Genomic DNA, 25446 nt, shown 5'->3' with positions numbered 1-25446 from the left:
CGTGCACTTTCCGGTTTACGTATCACTTTTTTCCCTGAAGCTGCCATTACATGCTGTAATGGAAACCCTGGGCATGTTCCTGGGCTTTCGCTATTTTTTGTACCTGCGCAAAAAGCAGGGCGATGGCCTGCCGGACAGTAACCGCCTGTGGGTGATTGCGGGCGCTATATTCGGGGCTGTGCTGGGCAGCCGTTTGCTGGGCGCCCTGGAAAACCCGCCGGCACTGTTGCACAGTGAAAACCCGCTGTTATACATTTACCAGAATAAAACGATCGTAGGAGGCTTGCTGGGCGGCCTTATCGGGGTGGAAAGCATTAAAAAGGTAATAGGGGAGCGCCAGTCATCCGGCGACCTTTTCGTATACCCGTTAATACTGGCCATGATCATTGGGCGCATAGGCTGTTTCAGCATGGGTGTGTATGAGGAAACCTATGGAGTGGCCACCAGCCTGCCCTGGGGCATGGAGCTGGGTGATGGTGTTATCCGCCATCCTGTAAGCCTGTACGAAATTATTTACCTGCTGTTGCTGGCCGGTATGCTGTATTGGATCCAAAAGAAATATACATTGGTAAGCGGTGCCCGGTTTAAGCTGTTCATGATTGGTTACCTGCTGTTCCGTTTTATGCTTGATCTTATTAAACCAGGCTACCGGTATGCCTTTGGCCTGGGCAGCATACAGCTGGCCTGCCTGGCCGGCTTATTATATTACGCACCGTCAATCATTTTTCCATCCCGTTTAATCGAGAAGCAATATGCCTGAAAAAGATTATACCTATTATGACTTTACCATAAGTCTTTGCAGTACCTGTTTACGCCGTATAGACGCCAAGGTTATTTTCGAGAATGATAAGGTGTTTATGGTCAAACACTGCCCTGAACATGGGCGGGAGAAAGTGCTGATAGCTACGGATATTGCCTATTATAAGAACACACGTAATTATAATAAACCATCGGAAGCGCCGCTAAAAACCAATACCCATACCCATTACGGCTGTCCCTATGATTGTGGCCTGTGCCAGGATCATGAGCAGCATAGCTGTTTAACGGTAATAGAGGTAACGGACCGCTGTAACCTTACCTGCCCTACCTGTTACGCCATGTCATCGCCCCACTACGGGCGGCATAGAACGCTGGAAGAAATTGAGCGCATGCTGGATATAATTGTGGCCAATGAAGGACAGCCGGATGTGGTGCAGATCAGCGGTGGAGAGCCTACCATCCACCCCCAGTTCTTTGAGATCCTGGACATTGCCAAAAAGAAGCCCATCCGTCACCTGATGCTGAACACCAATGGCGTGCGTATTGCAAAGGATAAGGAGTTTGCAGCCAGGCTGGCCACCTATATGCCCGACTTTGAAGTGTATCTGCAGTTTGACTCCTTTAAGCCCGAAGCGCTGGAACAGCTGCGGGGCAAGGATCTTACAGACATACGGCGGCAGGCGCTGGAACACCTGAATGAGCTGGACCTGAGCACCACCCTGGTAGTTACTTTACAAAAGGGGTTGAATGATGATGAAATAGGTAAGATCATTGATTTTGCGCTGCAGCAGAAATGTGTGCGGGGCGTAACCCTGCAGCCCACACAAATTGCCGGCAGAACGGAGGGCTTTGATCCGGCTACCGACCGTATTACACTTACGGAAGTACGGCAGCAGATCCTGGCGCAAACCAATGTGTTTAATGAGCACGATCTTATACCTGTGCCCTGCAACCCTGATGCGTTAATGATGGGATACGCCCTGAAGCTGGGCGGGCAGGCTTTTCCGCTTACCCGCTTTGTAGATCCGGAGGTGCTGCTGAACAATTCAAAGAATACGATTGTATATGAACAGGATGAAACTTTGCACAAACATGTGCTGAAGATCTTTAGCACCGGTATTTCAACCGATGCTGCCGTGAATGATATGCAATCGCTGTTATGCTGCTTACCGCAGATCCAGGCCCCCGGCCTGAGCTATAATAATCTTTTCCGTGTTGTGATCATGCGGTTTATTGACGCCTATGATTTTGATGTGCGGGCTATCAAAAAATCGTGCGTGCACATTGTGCATAAAGACGGGCGCATTATTCCTTTTGAAACCATGAACCTGTTTTACAGGGATGAAAAAGAAGAATATTTACGTACTTTAATTGATGACTATACGCCTAAAATAGCTGCAAAATGAGTGAGGTATTTAAAAAGATCCTGGTTGTTTCGGTGATTGCCCTGCTAGTGATCATACTGGCATGCGCATCGGACATTGGCGCCGGTATGGCCAGTGTGCTCGTCATTCCTGTATTGCTGTTAATGGCAGGTTTAATATTATTAATCACCAAAGTGGAGCCGTGGGGAAAAGTATTTTTAATCTCTTCAGGGATTGTTTTATTGTTGGGGTTTTCCGTGTGCACGGCTGCTTTTATGATGGGGGGCGGACTTGGTAATATGCATTAATAAGTGTGCCACACCTTTAAGGCGTGGCACACATTGAATTATACAACTACGTTGATCATTCTTCCTTTTACGATCACTACTTTCTTCAGCGGTTTACCTTCCATCCAGCGCTGCACTACTTCATTCGCCAGCACTTCCTGTTCAATGGCGCCGTTATCGGCATCCAGCGCAAAGCCCATCTCTGTACGGGTTTTACCGTTTACAGCTATGGGATAAGTGAACGAGCTTTCCTTTACATACTGTTCGTCAAACACCGGATAAGCAGCTTCCAGTATGCTGGAGGTATTGCCCAGCAGCTGCCACAGCTCTGCAGTCACATGCGGGGCGTAAGGACAAAGCAATACCAGCAGGGGCTCCAGTATACTGCGTTTATTACACTTCAGGGACGACAGCTCGTTTAAGCAGATCATGAACTGGCTCACGGCAGTGTTGTAAGAGAAGTTGCTGGTATCTCCATCAATCTTCTGAATGGTCTTATGCAATACTTTCAGCTCCTCAGGTGTGGCCGGCGCATCTTTCACGATCAGGCCCTTGTTCTCATCCACATACAGGCGCCACAGCTTTTTCAAAAAGCGGTGCACCCCTTCAATACCCTTGGTTTCCCAGGGTTTGGACTGTTCAATAGGACCCAGGAACATTTCGTACATACGGTAGGTATCCGCACCGTATTTATCCACCACATCTTTGGGGTTAACGGTGTTGAATAAACGCTTACTCATTTTTTCCAGCAGGGAGCCGCAAATGTATTTGCCATCTTCCAGTATAAATTCTGCTTCGCGGTAATCCGGTTTCCACTGGCGGAAAGCATCAGTATCCAGCTCGGTGCCGTCTACAATATTTACATCCACATGCAGCGGATCTGTTTCATACTGGTCTTTCAGGCCATGGGATACAAAGGTGTTGGTACCGCGTACCCGGTACACCAGGCGGGAGCTGCCGCCTATCATACCCTGGTTAATGATCTTTTTATAAGGCTCATCAAACCCAATATAACCCAGGTCGTACAGGGCTTTGGTCCACATGCGGGAGTACAGCAGGTGGCCTACAGCATGTTCTGCACCGCCTACATAAACATCCACCTGGTTCCAGTAATCTACCGCTTTACGGTCAGCAAAAGCCGTGGTATTATGCGGGTCGGCATAGCGCAGAAAATACCAGCTGCTGCCGGCATAACCGGGCATGGTATTGGTTTCCCGCCGTATGCCGGGGGCCACGTTCACCCAATCCGTTACATTGGCCAGCGGGCCTTCGCCATCTTCGCCCTGTTTGTAATGTTCTACGTGGGGTAGCTCTACCGGCAGCTCATTTTCTGCTACGGGGTAGGCTATACCGTCTTTATAAACAATCGGGAATGGCTCGCCCCAGTAGCGCTGGCGGCTAAAACCGGCATCCCGCATTTTGTAATTGATCTGCCTTTTGCCAATGCCCATTTCCTCTATTTTGGCAGCAGCTGCATCCATAGCGGCTTTCATGACCATGCCATCCAGGAAATCACTGTTTTGCAAAACAGCATCCTTGGTGGGGTTGGCTTCCTGCCCGTTAAAGGCATCGCCAATAATATTGGTGATGTGGATGTTAAAGTGTTTGGCAAACAGGAAATCGCGCTGATCGCCGCAGGGCACCGCCATAATAGCGCCGGTGCCGTAACCGGCCAGCACGTATTCGGAGATCCATACGGGGATGGGCTGCCCGTTAAACGGGTTCAGCGCATAAGCGCCGGTAAAGCAGCCGGTGATTTGTTTCACTTCTGCCAGGCGCTCCCGCTCAGAGCGGCTTTGCACATAATCCAGGTATTTTTCTACCGCGGCTTTTTGATCTGGTGTGGTAATACGGTTCACCAGGTCATGCTCCGGCGCCAGCACCATAAAGTCCACGCCAAAAATGGTATCCGGGCGGGTGGTGTATACGGTAATTTGCTGATCGGTATCTTTTACATTAAAGCGGATCTCTGCACCCTGGCTCTTTCCTATCCAGTTACGCTGCATTTCCCGCAGCGCATCGCTGTAGTCTACCTGCTCCAGGCCTTCCAGTAAGCGGTTAGCATATTCTGTAATGCGCAGGAACCATTGCCGCATTTTCTTTTTGATCACGGGGTAGCCACCACGCTCACTTACGCCATTGACTACTTCATCATTCGCCAGTACGGTACCCAGGGCCGGGCACCAATTTACCTCTGCAAAGGCCAGGTAAGCCAGGCGGTAGTGCATTAAAATTTCCCGCTGGCGCACTTCATCAAAACTTTTCCATTCTGCCGCTGTAAAGCGTAGTGCGCGGTCGCCGGGGCATTCATGGGCTGCATTCCCTTCTTTTTCAAACAGGGCGGTAAGGGTGCTGATACGTTCTGCCTTTTGGGTAGCCCGGTTCAGCCAGCTGTCAAACAGCTGCAGGAAGATCCATTGCGTCCATTTATAATAACCCGGGTCGGAGGTACGGAACTCCCGGTCCCAGTCAAAACAAAAACCAATATGATCCAGCTGCTCCCGGAAAGCCTTAATATTCTGTTCGGTGGTAACGGCGGGGTGCTGCCCGGTTTCCAGCGCATACTGCTCAGCCGGCAGGCCAAAGGCATCGTAGCCCATGGGGTGCAGCACATTAAATCCTTTTAATCTTTTGTAACGGGCATAAATGTCAGATGCAATGTAACCCAGCGGGTGCCCAACGTGCAGCCCCACGCCGGAAGGGTAGGGGAACATATCCAGCACATAACATTTGGGTTTGGAGCTGTCATTACTTACCTGGTAAGCCTTGGTTTGCTTCCAGTGCTCCTGCCATTTTTTCTCTATATCCCTGTAGTTGTATTCCATATAAAAAAGCTATATAACAATAAAAGCGTATAACCAATGTGTTACTGCAAAATTGTTACATTGTTAAAATTGTCTTTTAAGATTGGCAAAATTAAACATAAGTCCCAATTTTTATTATTTTCGCCGTTAAACTCTAGGTTTAATGGCGCAACCGGGAAAATCATCAGCAAAGAGATCCAAACCTTCCTACTTATACTCCATTATTGGTGTAGCCCTGGTACTATTCCTGCTGGGGACGTTAGGACTGATCATTATTCACGCCAACCGGTTGAGTGCCTACTTTAAGGAAAGCATTGAGATCCAGGTGATCTTACGGGATAATGTCCGGGAAGACCAGGCCCAGGCCCTGCGCGATTCCATTGCTGCCCGGCCTTACGTAAAATCCATTGAGTATGTATCAAAGGATATGGCGGCCACCCGGTTCAAAAAAGAATTTGGCGAAGATTTCATTAACCTGCTGCAATATAACCCTTTGTATGCCAGCATTAATATTAAGGCTAATGCCCGCTATGTAAATGCAGACAGTTTGCGGATTATAGAAAAAAACCTTACCCAGCAGAGTGTGGTACGGGAAATATCTTACCAGCGCTTACTGGTAGACCGGTTGAATGAGAATGTACGTAAAATAGGCATTGTGGTGCTGGCTATCAGCGCATTACTGGCCCTGGTGGTGATTGTGCTGATCGATAATACCATCCGCCTGGCCATGTTCAGCAACCGCTTCCTGATCAAAACCATGCAAATGGTAGGCGCTACCCGCGGTTTTATTGCCAAGCCTTTTGATATACGCAGCATCATCAATGGCGCATTAAGCGCCGTATTGGCTATTATAGCCTTAATAGGGCTGCTGTATTTTGCAGACCAGTGGTTGCCGGAGCTCAGTGGCCTGCGGGATTATGTCATGATCGCAGTGTTGTTCCTGGGAATGATCCTGATCGGTATCTGTATCTCTTTAGTAAGTACGCACCGTTCTGTGATGAAGTATTTGCGCTTAAAGCTGGATGACCTGTACTAAAGGTTAACGGCACAACAGTTTATAATCAGATAATTCTAATTTACACGCTATATGGCTAAAGAAATTAAAACGGCGCCGGCAGAAAAAGTAATTGTTGAAAGCCGTCCGTTGTTTGCCAAAGACAACTTCAAGATTATGATTGCCGGCCTGGCCGTGATCGTAATAGGCTTTTTGCTGATGATGGGAGGCGCCAGCGGCGATCCCAACACCTTTAAGCCGGAGGAAGTATACAGCTTTCGCAGAATAACCCTGGCGCCTATTGTAATTGTACTGGGCCTGCTGGTAGAAGTATATGCTATTATGCGCAAACCCAAAGCCTGATTGTAGACCTACCAGCTATCGAGAATGACCACATTACAAGCTATTATTATAGCCATCGTAGAGGGATTAACGGAGTTTTTACCGGTTTCCTCTACCGGCCACATGATCATTACCAGCGCACTGCTGGGGATTAACAAAGACGAATTTACCAAGCTGTTTGAGGTATGCATTCAACTGGGCGCTATATTAGCCGTAGTGGTGCTGTACTGGAAAAAGTTCCTGGTGTTTGACAAGAACCGCCTGAACTTTTATGTGAAGCTGATCATAGCCGTAATACCGGCCCTGATCATAGGTTACCTGTTCAGCGATAAAATAGACGCCCTGCTGGAAAGCCCGCTGGTAGTAGGTATTACCCTGCTGCTGGGTGGTGTGGTGCTATTGTTTGTAGATAACTGGTTCCTGCATCCGGAGATAGATTCTGACGACAAGATGAATATTTTTAAGGCCCTGCGTATCGGTTTCTGGCAATGTATAGCTATGATACCGGGCGTAAGCCGCAGCGCAGCCACCATTATTGGCGGTATGCAGCAAAAGCTTACCCGCAATGTAGCTGCTGAATTTTCTTTCTTTTTAGCAGTGCCTACGATGGCTGCTGCTACCGGGTATAAGCTGCTGAAAGGCCGGGAGCTGATCATGGAGCACCCGGAAAACCTGAAGCTGCTGCTCATCGGCAACGTAGTAGCGTTCGTGGTAGCTATGCTGGCTATTAAATTCTTTATTGATTCCCTGAAGAAATACGGGTTTAAAATGTGGGGGTACTACCGTATCCTGGTAGGCATTGCCATCCTGATAGCCATCGCAATGGGGTATAAGCTAACGGTGTAATTAATGTGCTGATGTGCTAATGTATACTGATAAAAAGTAAAAAGCCCTGACAAGTTTGGATTTGTCAGGGCTTCTATATTTATGACAAAGTAAATCTTAATAAGGCCGTCAATAAAAACCAGCACATTCACATCACCCTTTCACGGCCAGCAGCAACTCCAGGTCCGTATATTTTAATTTGAATTTCTCGCTCAGATGATAATTGGTAAGCGCGCCTTTGTACAGGTAAATACCATTGCGCACACCCCGCTTTATCCATACCAGGTTCTCAAAACCGCCGTCGTCTGCAGCTTCCAGCAGTAAGGGCATCAGCACATTACTAATGGCTTCTGAAGCTGTGCGGGCAAACCCGGAGGGGATGTTGGGCACGCAGTAATGGATCACATCATACTTCTTAAACACTGGGTTTTCATGGCTGGTGATCTCGGAGGTTTCAAAACAGCCGCCGCGGTCTATGCTTACATCCACGATCACGGAACCGGCTTTCATATTACTTACCATCGCCTCGGAAACCACTATGGGGGTACGGCCGCTCTGGGAGGAGAGGGCGCCCACAGCTACATCTGCATTGCGCAGCTGCTCTGCCAGCACTTTCGGTTGTACCACAGAGGTAAATACCCGGACGCCTATATTATTCTGCAAGCGTTTCAGCTTATAGATATTATTGTCGAATACTTTTACGGAGGCGCCCAGCGCCATTGCGGTGCGGGCTGCAAATTCGCCCACAATGCCGGCGCCAATGATCACTACTTTGGTGGGGGGAATGCCGGTAACGCCGCCCAGCAAAATACCTTTGCCTTTATTGCCGTTGCTGAGGTACTGGCCGGCTATAAGCATTACTGCGCCGCCGGCTATTTCACTCATGGCCCGCACAATAGGGTAGGTGCCTGCATCGTCTTTCAGATTCTCAAAAGAAAGCAGGGTAATGCGTTTCTCCATCATCTTCTCTACCTGCGGGGCTTTGAGGGCAGCTAAGTGTATAGGCGATATTACGATCTGGTGCGGATGCAGCAGCTCAATTTCTTCATCGTTCAGCGGCGCAGATTTTACAATGATCTCCGCCTTATATACTTCTTTTTTATCGTACACAATTTCAGCGCCTGCTTCTGAGTAATCGGTATCGTAGTAATGCGATCCGTCGCCGGCTTTATGTTCCACCACTATATGGTGCCCATTGCTGGCCAGGATGCTTACTGCATCCGGCGTTAAGGCAATCCGGTTTTCCTGGAAAGATGTTTCTTTGGGAATACCAATGAATAAACGGGAATTTTTCTGCGGGATATCCAGCGTTTCCTCCATTGGTGAATAAGTAAAGCCAGCACTCACAACAGGTTTTTGCCTTTGCTCCATATTCGTGTCAAAATTGTTCGGTGAAATTACGTGATATTCAAAGATAAGCTATTTAAAGATTGCCCTTTCATAGTGTTATTGCGCTTTTAATAACACGGAAAGGCGGCGGCGCTGATCGGGCAATACTTCCAGCTGCAGGTGCACGCTATCCGGCGGCAGCAGGCGGGTTACAATGCCGGGCCATTCTACAAAGCACACGGCATCCGGCTGGTACAGCGTATCTTCTATGCCGGCGGCAATGGCTTCATCTTCATCCCGCAGGCGGTACAGGTCCAGGTGGTAAATAGTATGCGCCTGGTTTTGCCCGTTATGATATTCATATTGGTTAATGATGGCAAAGGTAGGACTGGCCGTAGCATCTTCCACGCCTTTGGCGGCGCAGAGCGCTTTGATAAAAGTGGTTTTGCCGGCGCCCATTTGCCCATTCAGGGTAAATACCCGCGGGCTGCTAAAATGCGCCCAAAAATCCCGGGCAGTATCCGGTAGCTGGGCTTCAGTGAAGATCCATTCCATAACCAAAATTAGCAAATGTGTAAATATGCGGATGTGCAAATATTCAAATCAGCCAGGTAACTCTATCCGCCCATTAGTTTTGCATTTCCGTTGCATTAATATTTTACCACCAAACCACCACAGTTTCTAATTTTGTTGAGAGCGGTTTATTTACCATTAACAGAACAACATGGAAACGATCAGTTGCAAGGTAAAAGGGATGAATTGTACCAGTTGTGCGCTAACAGTATCCAAATACCTTGAAAATAAAGGCATGCAGGATGTGCAGGTGAGCTTTGCCACCGAAGATGTAAGCTTTAATATGCCGGGCCAGGGCGATCCCAAAATAGTGCTGAAAGGCATTAATGACCTGGGTTACCAGGTAGTAATGCCGGATGAGCAGGCCCCTAAGAACGCTTTCTTTAAAACACTCCGGTTCAAATTCTTTACCTGCCTGGTATTCACCGCCCCTTTATTATTACACATGTGGGTAAGCTGGCCCTGGCTGCATAACCCGTGGGTGCAGCTGGTATTGGCCACCCCCGTATACCTTGTAGGCATGTTGCATTTTGGCCGCAGCGCCTGGCGCTCCCTTACCAATGGCATGGCTAATATGGATGTGCTGATAACCCTGGGCGCTACTGCTGCCTATGGCTACAGCCTTGTGGGTACCCTGCAGCACCTGGGGCCGGATTATATGTTCTATGAAACAGCTGCCGCCATTATTACCCTGGTATTCCTGGGTAATTTGCTGGAAGAAAGATCTGTAAAGCAAACCACCACCGCCATTACCGCCCTGGCAAAAATGCAGGTGACCATGGCCCGCCTGATAGATGATAGTCACGGGCATGAACATATCCGCGAAGTAGATAATCAAACCCTGCGCCCTGGCGACCGGGTGCTGGTGAACAGCGGTGATAAGATCCCCATGGATGGCACCATCTACTGGGGTGGCGGCACCATCAATGAATCTATGATCACCGGGGAAAGCACGCCGGTAAGCCGTAACGAAAAAGAAAAGGTAATTGGCGGTACCATCCTGGAAGATGGTACGCTGAAAATGTTTGTAACCGCCACGGGCAAGGATACGGTACTCTCTTATATTATTGAGCTGGTAAAGCAGGCACAGGGCACCAAGCCGCCCATGCAACGGCTGGCAGACCGTATCAGCGCCATCTTTGTGCCGCTGGTATTAGGTATTGCACTGTGCACTTTCCTGGGCTGGTGGCTGATAGGCTATACCACTGTTGTAAATGCCATGATGCGGAGTATAGCCGTACTGGTAATAGCGTGCCCCTGCGCCATGGGCCTGGCCACGCCCGCTGCAGTAATGGTAGGCCTGGGCCGCGCTGCTAAAAATGGCATACTCATTAAGGGCGCCCAAACACTGGAAGCTTTTCGCAGCATACGTTATGTGGTATTTGATAAAACCGGCACCCTTACTACCGGCAAGCTGCAGTTAAGAAGCTATCGTTTTTTTGATATGGAGGAAGAAGATTTTAAGAAAATAGTATATAGCCTGGAAAAGTATTCGTCCCATCCCATTGCCCGCTCTGTTACTGCACAATGGAAGGGCCTGGGTGAAGTACAATTGCAGCAGGTGCGCGAATATAAGGGCCGCGGCATGCAGGCGCAGGATAAGGAAGGTAACCAGTGGCAGCTGGGCTCTTTTATTATGGCGCAGCAAGCCACACAGGACGACAGTCATAACATTTACCTGCTCCGCAACGGGCAGCTGGCCGGCTGGATCGATTTTACCGATGAATTAAGACCTGATGCCGCCCGTGCCGTGCAGGCGCTTAAACAGGCAGGTTTACAACCCGTGCTGCTAAGCGGCGATACCACCCGCAAATGCCAGGAGCTGGCGCAGCAGGTGGGTATTGAAGAAGTGTATGCAGAACAAACCCCGGAACAAAAGCTGCAGAAAATAGACGCCTTTATGCAAACCGCGCCTGTAGCCATGGTGGGCGATGGTATTAATGATGCGCCGGCGCTGGCCCGCGCTACCATTGGCATTTCTCTGAGCGATGCTACGCATGTGGCCATGCAAAGCGCTAACGTGGTGCTGCTGAACGACAGCCTGGCCGCTTTACCGCTGGCACTGGGCCTGGGCCGGCATACTTATCTTACCATTAAGCAAAACCTTTTCTGGGCTTTTGCATATAATATAGTGGCCATACCGGTAGCGGCTTTAGGCATCCTGAACCCTATTGTAGGCGCAGGCGTAATGGCCGTATCGGATATAGTGCTGGCGGTAAATTCAGTAAGGTTGCGGTATAAGCGGGTCATGTAAGGTATTCCCCTTTTTTCTCTTTCTTTGCAACCGTGAGCACACCTGCTTCCATATTACAGCAATACTGGGGTTATGCCCAATTCCGTCCTTTACAGGAAGATATTATTCAATCCATATTAGCCGGGCAGGACACGCTGGCATTAATGCCTACGGGCGGTGGTAAATCCATCTGCTTCCAGGTGCCGGCCCTGTTGCAGGAAGGCGTGTGCCTGGTAATTACCCCGCTCATTGCCCTTATGCGCGACCAGGTGGCCAACCTGCAGCGCCGCGGTATTTCAGCGGTGGCTATTTATGCAGGACTTACCAATAAAGAAGTGGAGCAGGTGCTGGAAAATGCGCGGCGCGGGCAATATAAATTCCTGTATGTATCGCCGGAAAGGCTGCAGGGCCGCCGTTTCCTGGAGTATTGCGATGGTATGCCGGTGAACCTGCTGGCAGTGGATGAGGCGCATTGTATTTCCCAATGGGGATACGATTTTCGCCCGGCTTATTTACAGATAGCCACTATCCGCAGCTATTTCCCCAAAGTACCGGTGCTGGCGCTTACTGCTTCCGCCACGCCCAGGGTACAAACAGATATCTGTGATCAGCTGCTGATGCAGCAACCCAATGTATTTACCAAAAGCTTTGCGCGGGCTAATCTTTCTTATAGCGTGCTAGAAGAAGAAAGCCGGCAGCACAAGCTGAAACATATACTGGACAAAGTGCCCGGCTGCGCCATCGTGTACTGCCGTAACCGTAAGCGAACCCGCCAGCTGGCAGACCTGCTGCACTTACAGGGTATTTCTGCCGCGCACTATCATGCCGGTTTGCCGCCGGAAGAGCGTACGGCCCGGCAGGAAGCCTGGATCAAAAATGAAGTGCGTGTAATGGTTTGCACCAATGCTTTTGGAATGGGTATAGATAAACCTGATGTACGCCTGGTGATCCACTACGATATGCCGGACAGCCTGGAAGCATATTACCAGGAAGCTGGCCGTGCCGGCCGTGATGAGCAGAAAGCCTATGCAGTGCTGTTATATAATGAGCCGGAACTGGATGAGCTGCAGGAAAGGATTGCACAACAATATCCTACGCTGCCGGAAATAAAACACATTTACCAGTGTATTATGAACTACCTGCAGGTGCCCGTGGGCAGTGCAGAAGGCCTGTACTTTGATTTTGACATCAATGAATTTGTAAAACATTTCCAGTTAAATATTACCATTACCTACAGTGCTATGCGCATACTGGAGCAGGAAGGTATTTTGCAGCTGAGTGAAAGTGTGTACCTGCCTTCCCGGGCAATGTTCATCACCGATCGGGAAACGCTGTATGCTGTGGGAGAAACGCAACCCGCGCTGGACCCGCTTATAAAAGCCTTGTTGCGCACCTACGAAGGTATTTTTGATATTGAGGTACGGGTATTTGAAAAACAGCTGGCCCGCATTTTACGCCTGCAGGAAGCGCAGGTAACAGAAAAGCTGCAGCAGCTGCACCAGCGCGGTATTATCCTTTACCGGCCTAAAAAAGATGAGCCGCAGCTTTGCTTTTTGCAGGAGCGTTTGCAGGCGCAGTACCTGCGCATTAATATGGAGCGTGTAGAAGAACGTAAACGTACCTATACAGAAAGGCTGCACGCCATGTTCCGCTATGTGCGCAACCGGCAAACCTGCCGTACACAAGCGTTGGTAGCCTATTTTGGGGAAGAAGAAAATAAGGAGTGTGGTATTTGCGATATCTGCACCGCCCGTAAGCGCAAGCCCCTGAATGAAACGGAATTTGAGCGTATAGCCGCATTGGTTATGGAGCAGCTGCAGCTGCCTATGCACCTGCCTTTGTTGCTGGAACAGCTGCCCGGCATAGAAGAAGACCGGATTTTAGATGTGTTACAATTCCTGGTATCAGAAGAAAAAGTGACCCGCGACAAAGATGGGATATTGAAAATGAAATGATGTGCTGAGAAACTCCCAGCACATCAGCACACTATTAAAGATCTATTGCTTTTCTTTCTTTACTGCTCTGGAACGCCGCTTCAATAATTTTTATGATCCGCAAGCCGTCAGCCGCAGGAACCGGGTTTTTGCCGCCATTTACCAGTGCATCATACACATCCTGGTAATAGTTCAGGTAATTGCCGGTAGGAGAGGGCAGGAACTGTTTTACAACTTTCCCGTCTTTTTCCGTGTGCAGCAGGCCCCATTCATGGATCCCTTCTTCGCCCCAGCCCGGGCTGTTAGGCAGCAAACCTCTTTGCAGCTGCGCTTCCTGCACATCGGCCTTGGTTTTAATGAAAGATCCTAGACGGCCATGGAACTGATAGGAGGGCATGGGCTCCCTTACCAGGTAGCTGGTATGCAGCCTTACGCGCATGTTGTCATAATAGAACACCAGCTCAAAATAATCATCCACTACAGATTCTTTGCGGATAATGCGTATATCGGCCCACAAACTTTTAGGCATACCAAACAACAACAAAGCCTGGTCTATAATGTGTGCGCCCAGGTCGTATAATGCACCGGTACCGGGGTTAGCGGTTTCCTTATGTTTTTTATAGCTGAGCTCTTCCCGGAAACGGTCGTAATGAATTTCTGCTTCCTGTATATCGCCTAACACGCCGGATTGCACTACTTCAGTAATGATCTTATAATCGCTATCATAACGGCGATTATGAAATACGCTTAGGAACAATCCTTTGGATTTGGCCAGCTCCATCAGCTCCTGTCCTTCTGCAGAAGTAACAGTAAAAGGTTTTTCTACAATTACGTTCTTTCCTGCTTCCAGCGCAGCTTTGGTATATGGGTAATGGGTATAGTTAGGTGTATTCACAACAATCAGATCCAGTGCAGGATCCTTGATCATATCTTCCACACTCCTGTATACTTTTACGTTAGGATATTTTTCCTGGGCTAAATTCTTACTTCTTTCCACTACTGCTGCAAATTCAAATCCCGGGTGTACGTGTATAAACGGTACGTGGAATATTGTGCCAGACATGCCATAAGAGCAAACGCCTGTTTGAATGATCCTATCCATATGGTAGTTATTATTTAGCGATGGTTACCAAAATTGCTTTTCAGCTTTCGCTCCGTAAGATATAAAGGCAGGGCTGTAAAAACAAGTACCGGTAAAGCAGGCAGGCAACCTTAAAACCAGCTGCCCTTTTTCTTACTTCTGCCACCTAAGCCCAGGGCGCCTAACAGGCTACGGGTAATTACGCTGGCGGCTGTACGGCCTACCTGCCTGGCAACCGGGCTATCCAGCACGCTTTCCAGCACACTCTTTTCTTCTTTAGGCCGGCCGGCTTTAGGAGCAGGAGCAGCCGCGGTTTTTTCTGCTGCTTCTTCCAGCTTGGCGGTTAGTATTTCATAAGCGCTCTGGTTATCTATTTCCTGGTTGTATTTTTTAGCCAGCTTAGAGCCGCTTACAAGGCTGTCCATTTCTGTACCTGTTAATACATCCATCCGTGAGCGGGGCGAGATCAGCATAGTAGCAGCCAATGGCGTAGGGGTGCCTTTTTCATTCAGGCAGGTGATCAGCGCTTCACCAATACCGATCTGCGTAAGCAGCTCATCGGTTTTATAAAAGTCAGATAAAGGATAGTTCTCTGCGGTTTGTTTAATGGCCTTGCGGTCATTGGCGGTAAAGGCGCGCAGGGCATGCTGTACTTTCAGGCCTAATTGCCCCAGCACAGAAGGCGGTACATCCATCGGATTTTGCGTACAGAAAAAGATGCCTACCCCTTTGGAACGAATGAGCTTAATAATGGTTTCTATCTGCTGCAGCAGCGCGTCGCTGGCTTCCTGGAAAATGAGGTGCGCTTCATCAATGAACATTACCAGCTTGGGTTTATCCATATCACCTTCTTCCGGTAAGGTAGCATAGAGTTCTGCAAGCAGGCTAAGCATGAAGGTGGAGAAGAGTTTGGGCCGGTCTTGAATATCGGATACGCGTACAATGGAGATCATGCCGCGGCCATCATCGCTGATACGCAGCAGGTCATCCACCTCAAAAGATTTTTCGCCAAAGAATAAACCGGCGCCCTGTTGTTCCAGCTCAATTACTTTACGTAAAATGGTGCCGGTAGAGGTGGTGGATATTTTTCCGTAGTCTTTTTCCAGCTCGGCCTTTCCTTCTGCAGCTACATACTGCAGTACCTTTTTGAAATCTTTCAGGTCCAGCAGGGGCATTTTGCTGTCGTCACAGTATTTAAAGATCATGCCTACCAGGCCTGCCTGCGTATCATTCAGCTCCAGTATTTTGGATAATAATACGGGACCAAACTCACTAACGGTGGCGCGTAAACGGACGCCTTTCTCCTGGCTCAGGCTGAGTAGTTCTGCAGGGTATGCAGCCGGCGACCACTGGCCGCCTATTTTTTGATAGCGTTCTTCAATTTTAGGATTATCGGCGCCGGCGGCTGCAATGCCGCTCAGGTCACCTTTTATATCCATCAGCAGCACGGGCACGCTGGCATCACTTAAACCTTCTGCTATTATCTGCAGGGTTTTGGTTTTGCCGGTACCGGTAGCGCCGGCAATTAAACCGTGCCTGTTCAGTGTTTTCAGTGGAAGGTTCACATCTGCACCGCCTACTACTTCGCCATCCAGTATGGCGCAACCCAGTTTAAAATGTTCTCCCTTAAAGGTGTAGCCGTTTTTGATCGCTTCCAGGAAGGCTGCCTGATTTGCCATGGTGTATAAAATTTGGGTTGAAGATAGCTTAATTTTTTACAGTTAGTATAACTGGTTGACAGATAGTAGCGTTTATCCATAATCGGATATTGTTTATCGAAAAACGATAAAAATATTTTGCTAAATGATAAAAGGCTTTTATCTTCATTATGAAATCAGATCAACATAAAATTTAAAATATCTACTATGAAACACAGCCACGTAATAATGCTTCGCATGCTGTTCTGGGCGCTGAATATTGTTATTGCAGGTGTAATACTTTTATTTTTATATCCTGCATTCTTTATGTTCAACGCGCATCACGGCAACCCTGGTTCTTTGAAGATGGAATTGCTGATGCTTTTATTAAGATCCGTTTACTATGGAGGGCTGATCTACATACTGGTACTGCTTAATAAAACAATATTCCGGGTTTTAAAAGGGCACACGTATGACAATCTTAATCTGCATTACATACGCCGTATTGGCTATCTGTTATTGCTGACGCCTGTTCCCAGCCTGTTGTTTGCATCGTTGCTGATGGCTGGTAGCGGAACAAGGGCCGGCATGGGCGTTATGATGTTACTGGACGGATTACTGAATTACTGGCCTTATTGCCTGTCGGGTTTAGGGGTATTGATAGTAGCCGTGATCTACAAAAAAGGAATTGTTTATAGACAGGAGCAGGAGCTAACCATATAATTATGCCGATTGTTGTAAACCTGGATGTGATACTGGCTAAACGCAAAATGTCGCTCACTGCTTTGAGTGAACGTGTAGGCATTACCATTGCCAATTTAAGTGTGCTGAAAAGCGGTAAGGCAAAGGCCATCCGTTTTTCTACCCTGGAAGAGATCTGTAAAGTGTTACACTGCCAGCCGGCAGATATATTGGAATATGTGGGTGAGAAGGAGCTGGCGGAAAGAAAGCTGATTTAATGTGTTGATGTGCTGATATGCTAATGTGCTGATTAGATTAAAATTGAGATCTTTTCAATCATATATACCAGCACATTAGCATATCAGCACATTGATCAATTATAGGTCTTCCTCCCTTTCCAGCATCAGGATTGCGCTTTGCGGTACTATAAAGTATTTTTCGCCCTGATACACTACCTCAGTAGAGCCGCTGATCAGGAAAATAGCCAGGTCGCCTTCTTTGGCCTGTAAAGGAATATATTTTACTTTTTCCTCTTCCGGTTTCCAGGATTCCGTTTCCTCGGCAGGTACCGGAATGGCGTAACCCGGGCCGGTTTTGATCACGTAACCCTGCTGTACTTTTTCCCGTTCTCCAACGCCGGGCGGCAGGTATAACCCACTGTCTGTGCGTTCATTAGGTTGGGAAGGCTTAATCAGCACGCGGTCGCCTACCACGATCAGCTTCTTCAATTTATTATCGGGTGTGAGATGTATAGCCATTTGATTTGCTCTTTTGGACCAAAGGTATATCAAATTGCATGCAGGAGAGGAAGAGAGTGCCATTCTGGCACGAAAGAAGGCCGAATGCCTAACGCTAATTGTTTTTTGTTCTAAGTATAGCAGAGCGCCTTTAGCGTTAAGCGTCATGCGTTCAGCATTCAACTAGATCTCATTCAACGCAAACATGTTTTTCACCCTTATGCCTCGTTCTGTTTGCTGCAGCGTGCAGCACTCCACTTTCGGATCATGCTCAAAGAACAGGATGTACTTATTATCCAATGCTTCCTGTAAAAAGCTTTTCTTTTCCTGCAGGGTGGTCAGGGGAAACATGTCATACGCCATCACATAGGGAATAGGCAGGTGGCCTATGGAGGGCAGCAGGTCTGCCATGTAAAGGAGGGTCTGGTCTTTATAACGGATCTGCGGCAGCATCATGGCATCGGTATGGCCGTGTACAAAACGTACTGCTATATTTTCAGTGAACTTAATGCCATCCTGCTGATCAATAAATTGCAGCTGTCCGCTTTCCTGAATAGGTAGAATATTTTCTTTCAGGAAAGATGCTTTTTCCCGCTCATTGGGTTCAGTAGCCCATTTCCAGTGGTCAGGATTGCTCCAGTAAACGGCATTTTTAAAGGCGGGCACCAGCTTATCGCCTTCACGTATAATACTGCCGCCGCAATGGTCAAAGTGTAAATGCGTCAGGAATACATCGGTGATATCGTCTCGGTGAAAGCCATGTGCCGCCAGGGAGCTGTCCAGCGTGGCATTTCCATGCAGGTAATAGTAGCTGAAGAATTTTGCATCCTGTTTGTTGCCAATACCGGTGTCTACCAGTATCAGCCGGTTGCCTTCTTTAATAAGCAGGCAGCGCATGGCCCAGGTACACATGTTATTATCATCCGCGGGGTTCAGCTTGTGCCAGATGCTTTTAGGTACTACGCCAAACATGGCCCCGCCATCCAGTTTAAAGAATCCTGTATCTATTGTGTAAAGCTCCATGGGTAATTAATAATTAACAATTAATATCAGTACATCACTAATGAAGATACATTAATTGCAGTAATCTTATTTCACACAGCACACCAATATATTAATTCTTAATTCTTAATTCTTTCTGCTGCTTCAGCAGCGCAGATATGATCCAGCCTAAACCGATGGCAAAGAACACCATCAGCGCCAGCACAGAGTTACGCATGCTGCCGGTCAGCTCTTCAATATAGCCAAAGCTGAACATGCCTACTACAATGGCCAGTTTTTCCGTTACATCATAATAGCTGAAGAAGGAGGTTGTATCTTCTGTTTCGGGCATTAGCTTGGCGTAGGTTGAACGGCTCAGGGATTGTACGCCGCCCATTACAATACCTACCGCAACGGCCAGTATATAAAAATCAGTAGCGGTTTGCATGCGGTAACCGGCTACACAAATACCTAACCAGAACACTATAACGCCGATCAATACACGCAGGTTACCGAATTTGCCGGAGAGCCTGGCTATGCCCCAGGCGCCCAATACGGCCACCAGCTGTATCACCACTACTGCTATGATCAGGTTGGTGGAAGGCAGGTTCAGCTCTTTGCTGCCAAACAGCGTGGCAGCCAGCATTACAGTTTGCACGCCCATGCTGTAAAAGAAGAAACCGCGCAGGAAACGTTTTAACACCGGCATCAGCTTTACCTGTGCATACACTTTGCGCAGTTCTGAGAAACCTTCTTTAAAAGCGCCGCCATAATGTGTTTGTACGGTGGCTTTGGATGCAGGTAGGCGGCTCAGGCTAAACAATGCAAAACCTAACCACCAGATGCCTACTAACAGGAAGGTTACCCTTACCGGTGTTGCGCCCGTTAATCCAAAAGGATGTACGGCCACCAGCACAAATCCTATCAGCTGTAAGATCACGCTGCCGATATATCCCAATGCAAAACCCTTGGCGCTTACACGGTCGCGGTCGTCCGGGGCAGCTATTTCCGGTAAATAAGAATTATAGAACACCAGCCCGCCACAATACCCCACTGTGGCCAGTAAGAAGCAGATGGTACCGTACTCCACATTATCGCCATAAAACAGGAATAATGCACTGCAGGCTACGCTGCCAAGCAGTGTAAAGCTGAACAGGAAATTCTTTTTATTACCACGCGTATCTGCAATAGAGGACAGTATGGGCGATAGCAGCGCAATCAGCAAATAAGCTGCTGCAGATGCATAATCGTACAACGCAGAGTTTACGAACTTCATCCCGAAGAAAGGAATGATCTCGCTCTTAAAATGATCTTTGGTAACTTCTGTAAAGTAAATAGGGAAAAAAGTGGTGGTGATCACCAGGTTGTAAACAGAATTGGCCCAGTCATACATGGCCCATCCGTTGATCACTTTTTTACTGGCTGTCTGCATGGGTAATTACGAATTATGTAGTGCGTGAAGAATGTATCCTGGAAAAATTAAGAATTACCAATTACAAAAAGCATCTTCCTATGCGCACCACCCCATTCGTAATTGATAATCCGTAATTCACTACTTGTAGTCGACGATCTGTATCCGTTCCGGGCACATATAATATTCCTGTTCATCATTGGAGCTTACGATCAGCATGCGCTGCCCGCAGTATTGCTCAATTAAATGCTGATACAGCTGTACGCCGGCAACATCCAGGTTGGTGCAGGGCTCGTCCAGCAGCAGTACCGGCACATCGGAAAAAATGGCAAGGGCTAGCTTAATACGCTGTTTCATACCGGATGAAAAATAACGGAGCTGCTTGTCCATTGATTTTTCCAGGCCTACCATACCCGCTATTTCTTTTTCTGTGATATCCGGCAGCAGTGTTTTAAACTGCACATGGAATTGTATGATCTCTGCCAGGGTAAATTCTTCTATAAGCTCAAGATAGGGTGCTGCAATAGCACAATAGCGGAAAAACGCATCGTTCTCGATGGGCTTTTCCGCTATGCTATAAGTAACGGTACCTTCATTGTGATGCAGGTGACCGCTGATAACCTGTAATAAAGTAGATTTTCCTGATCCGTTAGGTCCCAGGATGGCATAACGCCCGCTATCCCTGAATGTAAAGGATATACGACGGAAGATCCAGTCGTAATTAAAGCGCTTGCCTGCCTGGTTAAGCGATATCGTCATTGTTACGGGTGGTATAACCTTTCATCACACCCCGGCCGGATTCGCGTATAAAGGAAAGGATCTCATCCCGTTCGTCCGTAGCCGGAAATTCAGCTTCTATGATGCTGATGGCTTTTGATATATTATAGCCTTTCACAAATATTACGCGGTAAATATCCAGGATGTGATTGATCTTTTCCAGGGAAAAACCGCGGCGTTTCAGGCCTATTGAGTTTACGCCCACGTAGGAGAGAGGCTCACGCGCTGCCTTTACATAAGGCGGTACATCCTTACGCACCAGTGAGCCACCGGTTACAAAAGCATGATCGCCTATCTGGCAAAACTGGTGCACGGCCACCATACCTGCCAGCACCACGTAATCACCTACGGTGATATGGCCTGCCAGGGTAGTATTATTAGAGAAGATACAGTTGTTGCCAACTTCACAGTCATGTGCAATATGGCAGTAAGCCATGATCAGGCAGTTTTTGCCAATGGTGGTTTTCCACCGGTCTTTGGTACCACGGTTAATGGTCACAAATTCGCGGATAGTAGTATTATCACCTATTTCTACTGTGGTGTCCTCCCCTGCAAATTTCAGATCCTGCGGAATGGCGGATATAACGGAGCCCGGGAATATGCGGCAGTTCTTGCCGATGCGGGCGCCTTCCATAATAGTAACGTTGGAACCTATCCAGGTGCCATCCCCGATCTCCACGTTCTTGTGAATAACGGTGAACGGATCAATTTTTACATTAGGCGCAACTTTGGCGTCCGGATGAATGTACGTAAGCGGGTGGATCATGCTTATTTGCCTTCTCTAGTTTTAATGATTTGTGCTACCAGGTCAGCCTCAGTGACAACCTTGTTACCGACAAATACGGTACCCCGCATTTCCACAATACCCCGCCTGATGGGGCTCAGCAGCTCCATTTTCAGGATCATGGTATCACCCGGCAATACTTTCTGTTTGAATTTACAGTTATCTATTTTCAGGAAGTAGGTATCATAGTTCTCCGGGTCCGGCACCGCGTTCAGCGCCAGTATACCACCGGCCTGTGCCAGCGCTTCTATCTGCAGTACACCGGGCATTACCGGGTTACCGGGAAAGTGGCCCTGGAAAAAATATTCATTGAACGTTACGTTCTTGATGCCCACTACCTGGGTATCCGTAAGGTCTATGATCTTATCCACCAACAGGAAAGGATAGCGGTGGGGTAGTGTTTTTTCTATGCGGCGCAGATCAAAAATGGCAGGCTGGTTGGGATCATAGGTAGGAATGTCCCGTACATGCTTGTTCTTTTTGATATACTGTTTGATCTTTTTTGCAAACTCCACGTTAGAGGCATGTCCCGGGCGGTTGGCAATGATATGCGCCTTAATAGGAAAACCTACCAGCGCCAGATCGCCCACCACATCCAGCAGCTTATGCCGGGCCGGTTCGTTGGGGAAACGCAGCTGTATATTATTCAAAATGCCTTCACGCTGTACAGAGATCTTTTCACGCTGAAAAGCCTTGGCAAGGCGCTGCAGCTCTTCTTCCGTTACCGGGCGATCAACCACCACGATGGCATTATTGATATCCCCGCCTTTGATCAGGTTCAGGGATAGCTGGTATTCCAGCTCATGCAGGAAGCAAAAGGTGCGGCAGGGCGCTATTTCCTTACTGAATTCCTGCAGGCCTTTTAAGTTGGCGTGCTGGGTGCCCAGTACAGGAGAGTTAAAATCTATAAGGCAGGTAATGCGGTAGTCAACAGCGGGCAGGGCCACCATTTCTACTTTCTTTACCTCGTCGTAATAAGAGATGTTGGTATCTAAAGAATAATAGATCTTTTTAGCATCCTGCTGGTGGGCGCCTACTTCATCTATCACTTCCACAAAAGGCTGGGCGCTGCCGTCCATAATGGGTATTTCTGGGCCATTCAGCTCTACCAGCACATTGTCTATACCGGTGCCGGCCAGGGCTGCCATAATATGCTCTATGGTGCTTACGCGTGCGCCGTTATGTTCTAAAGTGGTGCTGCGGGTGGTGTCTACTACATAGTCCACGTCCGCTTTTACTACAGGTTGTTCCGGGAGGTCTATACGCTGGAACTTAATGCCAAAGCCGGGAGGGGCCGGTTTCAGGGTCATATTTACTTGCGCTCCCGTATGTAAACCAACACCCGATATGGTTACAGGTCCTTTTAGTGTATGTTGGTTCTGCGGCTCTAAATTTTCCATCATGTTGTTTTACTGTTTACTTAATCCCTTCAAACTCCTTCCCGCTCGGAGAGAAGTTGTTTTACCATGTCTTCCAGCTCTTTTACCCTTTTTTCAAGGTCCGGCAAATTTCTAAAAATTGCCTGACTTTTCAGCGAACTTTTATAATCGAACGCCGGGGAGCCTGTCAGAGAGGTGTTTGGATTAGAGATGGATTTGGATAAGCCGCTTTGTGCATTTATTTTGGTATTGTCTGCTATATGTATGTGGCCTACCATGCCTACCTGTCCGCCTATTACGCAGTTCTGACCTATTTTGGTGCTGCCGGAAACCCCTGTCTGGGCGGCAATTACCGTATTGGTACCAATATCTACGTTATGGGCTACCTGTATCAGGTTATCCAGCTTTACGCCCTGGCGTATAACGGTAGAGCCCATGGTAGCACGGTCTATGGTGGTATTAGCGCCTATTTCCACATCGTCATGGATCACTACATTGCCAATTTGCGGTACTTTTTTGTAGGAACGGTCTTCCTGGGGGGCAAAGCCAAACCCGTCGCCGCCAATTACGCAGCCGGCGTGTAAGATCACCCGTTTGCCCAGCACACAGTTATCATACACCTTTACGCCGGGGTAAATAGTGGAATCGTCATTTACGATCACGTTATCACCCAGGTATACACCGGGGTAGATCTTCACATTATTACCCAGCACTACATTTTCGCCCAGGTACGCAAACGCACCTACGAAAACATTAGCGCCTAATTTAACAGAGCTTGGAATATAGGAAGGTTGCTGTATGCCGGTTTTGTTGCCCACCATTTGTTTATACTTTTCCAGCAGCAGGGCAAAGCTGCTATAAGCGTCCTTTACCCGTATGAGCGTGGGTTTCACGGTGCCTTCGATCACCAGGCTTTCATTCACGATCAGGATAGATGCCTGCGTGCTATATATAAATTCTTCGTATTTAGGATTGGCAATAAAGCTGAGCATTCCATTGCCGGCCTCTTCTATTTTGGCAATGTTGCTCACTTTAACGTCCGGGTTTCCCTCCAGCTTACCATCTAACATGGTAGCCAATTGTACTGCGCTAAACTGCATAGTTAAAAGTTATAAAAGTTACCCTCACCGGATTGTATAAAGTTATTCTTTAACATTTTAATTCCTTATAAAACGTTGCTTACCTACATTTTTGGATGACAAATGTAGAATTTTTTTACGGGTATAGCCAATGTATGGCTTACCAGCGCATTGTCTATGGAAGAAATATCTTTCACCGTTCCATCCTTGAAAAGAATGTTGATCTGTTCATCCTTGATATTATACGCTCTTAAGCTGGCAGTCCCGGAGAATACGAGGTAATTCAGCTCATTGCCTTCCAGCCCCCATTTCCGTTGTACCTGGTGCTGAAGCACGGCTATCGCATTATCCTCAAATGTCTCGTTACTCAATATACATTTCAACAAATTCCTGTTTATCAGCCAGTTGCACAAAAGCGACAGTACCTTGTCCTCATGCTGCGCCCATACTTTAATGGCGCCCATGATATCATAATCATCCAGCAAACAGAATTGTTGCAGACAGGCCGGTTCCTGCTCAAAATTACTGGCCGTAATGGTATGATACAGAAAGTATTGCAACGGAGGAGACGCAAATAATTCCACTCCCTTTAGCGCTAATTCCTTTGCCCGGACCAGGATCTTCACCAGCATATTCTCCGCGCTGAGCACCGTTTTGTGCAAATACACCTGCCAATACATCAAGCGCCGCGCCACAATGAACTTTTCTATCGAATAAATGCCTTTTTCTTCCACCATCAGCTCTCCGTTATGTACGGTCAGCATTTTAATGATCCGGTCATAGCCAATTACGCCTTCCGATACGCCGGTATAAAAGCTGTCCCGGTTCAGATAATCCATCCGGTCTACATCTAACTGGCTGGAAACCAATTGATGTAAGAACTTTTTGTGATAGCGGTCATTAAATATTTCCAGGGTCAGGCTCAGCGCTCCATTCATCTGCCTGTTCAGGTCCTCCATCAGCCAGCGGCCAATAGCTTCGTGCGATACCCCTTCTATTATCCCATGCTCCAGCGCGTGTGAATACGGTCCATGCCCTACATCATGCAGCAGAATGGCCATCCTGGCCGCTACTTCCTCTTCCTCCGTGATCGCTATTCCTTTACCTTTCAGCTCCTGCAGGGCGCAGCTCATCAGGTGATAAGCGCCCATACTATGGTGAAAGCGCGTATGCATGGCGCCCGGGTACACCAGGTGTGCCAGGGCCATTTGGTGTATACGCCGCAACCGCTGGTAGTACGGATGGGAGATGAGGTTAAAGATCAACGGATGATCTATTGTTATAAAACCATACACCGGGTCGTTTACAATCTTCCGCTTACGCTCCGTCATTGTATTATACGCTCTTTGCTTATATACAAAGCTACAGTTTCAATCGGTAACTTTTTCTAATGTATAGACGATTAATGAATAAATCACCCCTATATGTTACTGCGGCCAGATGGATTTTTTATAA

23 protein-coding genes are annotated in these 25446 nt (G+C 47.9%); 10 read left to right on the top strand and 13 right to left on the bottom strand.

Annotated features, from left to right (window positions below; all coding sequences use genetic code 11):
* Position 1: 1 nt before the first annotated feature.
* The 3 genes from BMZ54_RS29420 to BMZ54_RS29410 are packed head-to-tail and all read left to right on the top strand — an operon-like array spanning position 2 to position 2431.
* Positions 2–760 (top strand): prolipoprotein diacylglyceryl transferase, encoded by a 759-nt coding sequence (locus BMZ54_RS29420; RefSeq protein ID WP_089920300.1) that lies wholly within the window; start codon positions 2–4, stop codon positions 758–760.
* On the top strand, positions 753–2165 hold the full coding sequence (locus tag BMZ54_RS29415) for a radical SAM protein (protein ID WP_089920298.1): 1413 nt from the start codon (positions 753–755) through the stop codon (positions 2163–2165). Before BMZ54_RS29420 ends, BMZ54_RS29415 begins: the two co-directional genes overlap by 8 nt.
* Positions 2162–2431 (top strand): hypothetical protein, encoded by a 270-nt coding sequence (locus BMZ54_RS29410; RefSeq protein ID WP_089920297.1) that lies wholly within the window; start codon positions 2162–2164, stop codon positions 2429–2431. Before BMZ54_RS29415 ends, BMZ54_RS29410 begins: the two co-directional genes overlap by 4 nt.
* Positions 2432–2469: 38 nt before the next feature.
* Here the strand turns inward: BMZ54_RS29410 and leuS are convergent, their stop codons facing one another.
* Entirely contained in the window at positions 2470–5235 is a 2766-nt protein-coding gene (leuS, locus tag BMZ54_RS29405) for a leucine--tRNA ligase (RefSeq protein WP_089920296.1), read from the bottom strand.
* 142 nt (positions 5236–5377) lie between these two features.
* On the opposite strand from leuS, the gene BMZ54_RS29400 reads away from it, so the two are divergent.
* The 3 genes from BMZ54_RS29400 to BMZ54_RS29390 are packed head-to-tail and all read left to right on the top strand — an operon-like array spanning position 5378 to position 7396.
* A complete protein-coding gene (locus BMZ54_RS29400; RefSeq protein WP_089920294.1) occupies positions 5378–6250 on the top strand; it encodes a cell division protein FtsX in 873 nt (290 codons plus the stop codon).
* A 51-nt stretch (positions 6251–6301) separates the two neighbouring features.
* Positions 6302–6571, top strand: a complete 270-nt coding sequence (locus BMZ54_RS29395; RefSeq protein ID WP_089920292.1) for a DUF3098 domain-containing protein — start codon at positions 6302–6304, stop codon at positions 6569–6571.
* 24 nt (positions 6572–6595) lie between these two features.
* The gene (locus BMZ54_RS29390; protein ID WP_089920290.1) at positions 6596–7396 is read left to right on the top strand and encodes an undecaprenyl-diphosphate phosphatase; all 801 of its coding nucleotides are present in this window, start codon (positions 6596–6598) and stop codon (positions 7394–7396) included.
* Between the two features lie 132 nt (positions 7397–7528).
* Here BMZ54_RS29390 and BMZ54_RS29385 read toward each other — a convergent pair whose 3' ends face one another.
* A complete protein-coding gene (locus BMZ54_RS29385; RefSeq protein ID WP_089920288.1) occupies positions 7529–8746 on the bottom strand; it encodes an alanine dehydrogenase in 1218 nt (405 codons plus the stop codon).
* Between the two features lie 75 nt (positions 8747–8821).
* Positions 8822–9259, bottom strand: a complete 438-nt coding sequence (tsaE, locus tag BMZ54_RS29380) for a tRNA (adenosine(37)-N6)-threonylcarbamoyltransferase complex ATPase subunit type 1 TsaE (RefSeq protein WP_089920286.1) — start codon at positions 9257–9259, stop codon at positions 8822–8824.
* 169 nt (positions 9260–9428) lie between these two features.
* Here tsaE and BMZ54_RS29375 point away from each other — a divergent pair, with 169 nt between their 5' ends.
* Together BMZ54_RS29375 and BMZ54_RS29370 are read left to right on the top strand one after the other, a co-directional pair.
* Complete coding sequence (locus BMZ54_RS29375; protein ID WP_089920284.1) at positions 9429–11531, top strand: heavy metal translocating P-type ATPase; 2103 nt, start codon at positions 9429–9431, stop codon at positions 11529–11531.
* 32 nt (positions 11532–11563) lie between these two features.
* Positions 11564–13465 (top strand): RecQ family ATP-dependent DNA helicase, encoded by a 1902-nt coding sequence (locus tag BMZ54_RS29370; protein ID WP_089920282.1) that lies wholly within the window; start codon positions 11564–11566, stop codon positions 13463–13465.
* A 34-nt stretch (positions 13466–13499) separates the two neighbouring features.
* On the opposite strand, the gene BMZ54_RS29365 is transcribed toward BMZ54_RS29370, so the two are convergent.
* Positions 13500–14546 (bottom strand): Gfo/Idh/MocA family oxidoreductase, encoded by a 1047-nt coding sequence (locus BMZ54_RS29365; protein WP_089920281.1) that lies wholly within the window; start codon positions 14544–14546, stop codon positions 13500–13502.
* A 110-nt stretch (positions 14547–14656) separates the two neighbouring features.
* Positions 14657–16204: a helicase HerA-like domain-containing protein gene (locus BMZ54_RS29360; protein ID WP_089920279.1), complete on the bottom strand. Its 1548-nt coding sequence runs from the start codon at positions 16202–16204 to the stop codon at positions 14657–14659.
* 186 nt (positions 16205–16390) lie between these two features.
* Here BMZ54_RS29360 and BMZ54_RS29355 point away from each other — a divergent pair, with 186 nt between their 5' ends.
* Complete coding sequence (locus BMZ54_RS29355; protein WP_089920277.1) at positions 16391–16885, top strand: DUF2975 domain-containing protein; 495 nt, start codon at positions 16391–16393, stop codon at positions 16883–16885.
* Between the two features lie 2 nt (positions 16886–16887).
* Complete coding sequence (locus tag BMZ54_RS29350) at positions 16888–17121, top strand: helix-turn-helix domain-containing protein (protein ID WP_089920275.1); 234 nt, start codon at positions 16888–16890, stop codon at positions 17119–17121.
* A gap of 99 nt (positions 17122–17220) precedes the next feature.
* Here the strand turns inward: BMZ54_RS29350 and BMZ54_RS29345 are convergent, their stop codons facing one another.
* The 8 genes from BMZ54_RS29345 to BMZ54_RS29310 form a co-directional block, all read right to left on the bottom strand.
* On the bottom strand, positions 17221–17601 hold the full coding sequence (locus tag BMZ54_RS29345) for a co-chaperone GroES (protein WP_238386721.1): 381 nt from the start codon (positions 17599–17601) through the stop codon (positions 17221–17223).
* A gap of 162 nt (positions 17602–17763) precedes the next feature.
* On the bottom strand, positions 17764–18603 hold the full coding sequence (locus tag BMZ54_RS29340) for an MBL fold metallo-hydrolase (RefSeq protein ID WP_089920273.1): 840 nt from the start codon (positions 18601–18603) through the stop codon (positions 17764–17766).
* A 91-nt stretch (positions 18604–18694) separates the two neighbouring features.
* Complete coding sequence (locus BMZ54_RS29335) at positions 18695–19993, bottom strand: MFS transporter (RefSeq protein WP_089920271.1); 1299 nt, start codon at positions 19991–19993, stop codon at positions 18695–18697.
* Between the two features lie 120 nt (positions 19994–20113).
* Positions 20114–20731 carry an ABC transporter ATP-binding protein gene (locus BMZ54_RS29330; protein WP_089920269.1) on the bottom strand — a complete coding sequence of 206 codons (618 nt, stop codon included), beginning with the start codon at positions 20729–20731 and terminating at the stop codon, positions 20114–20116.
* Positions 20715–21515, bottom strand: a complete 801-nt coding sequence (gene lpxA, locus BMZ54_RS29325) for an acyl-ACP--UDP-N-acetylglucosamine O-acyltransferase (protein WP_089920267.1) — start codon at positions 21513–21515, stop codon at positions 20715–20717. The genes BMZ54_RS29330 and lpxA overlap by 17 nt, the downstream gene beginning before the upstream one ends.
* Positions 21516–21517: 2 nt before the next feature.
* The gene (locus BMZ54_RS29320) at positions 21518–22936 is read right to left on the bottom strand and encodes a bifunctional UDP-3-O-[3-hydroxymyristoyl] N-acetylglucosamine deacetylase/3-hydroxyacyl-ACP dehydratase (protein ID WP_238386720.1); all 1419 of its coding nucleotides are present in this window, start codon (positions 22934–22936) and stop codon (positions 21518–21520) included.
* Between the two features lie 26 nt (positions 22937–22962).
* Positions 22963–24012, bottom strand: a complete 1050-nt coding sequence (gene lpxD / locus BMZ54_RS29315; protein WP_089920265.1) for a UDP-3-O-(3-hydroxymyristoyl)glucosamine N-acyltransferase — start codon at positions 24010–24012, stop codon at positions 22963–22965.
* Between the two features lie 83 nt (positions 24013–24095).
* Positions 24096–25322 (bottom strand): HD domain-containing protein, encoded by a 1227-nt coding sequence (locus tag BMZ54_RS29310; protein ID WP_089920264.1) that lies wholly within the window; start codon positions 25320–25322, stop codon positions 24096–24098.
* Positions 25323–25446 lie beyond the last annotated feature (124 nt).

Origin of the sequence: Chitinophaga rupis (assembly GCF_900109685.1) — a bacterium.
GTDB classification, from domain to species: domain Bacteria; phylum Bacteroidota; class Bacteroidia; order Chitinophagales; family Chitinophagaceae; genus Chitinophaga; species Chitinophaga rupis.
The sequence above is the reverse complement of the archived record's forward strand: the minus strand, read 5'-3'. Positions and strand labels throughout refer to the sequence as shown.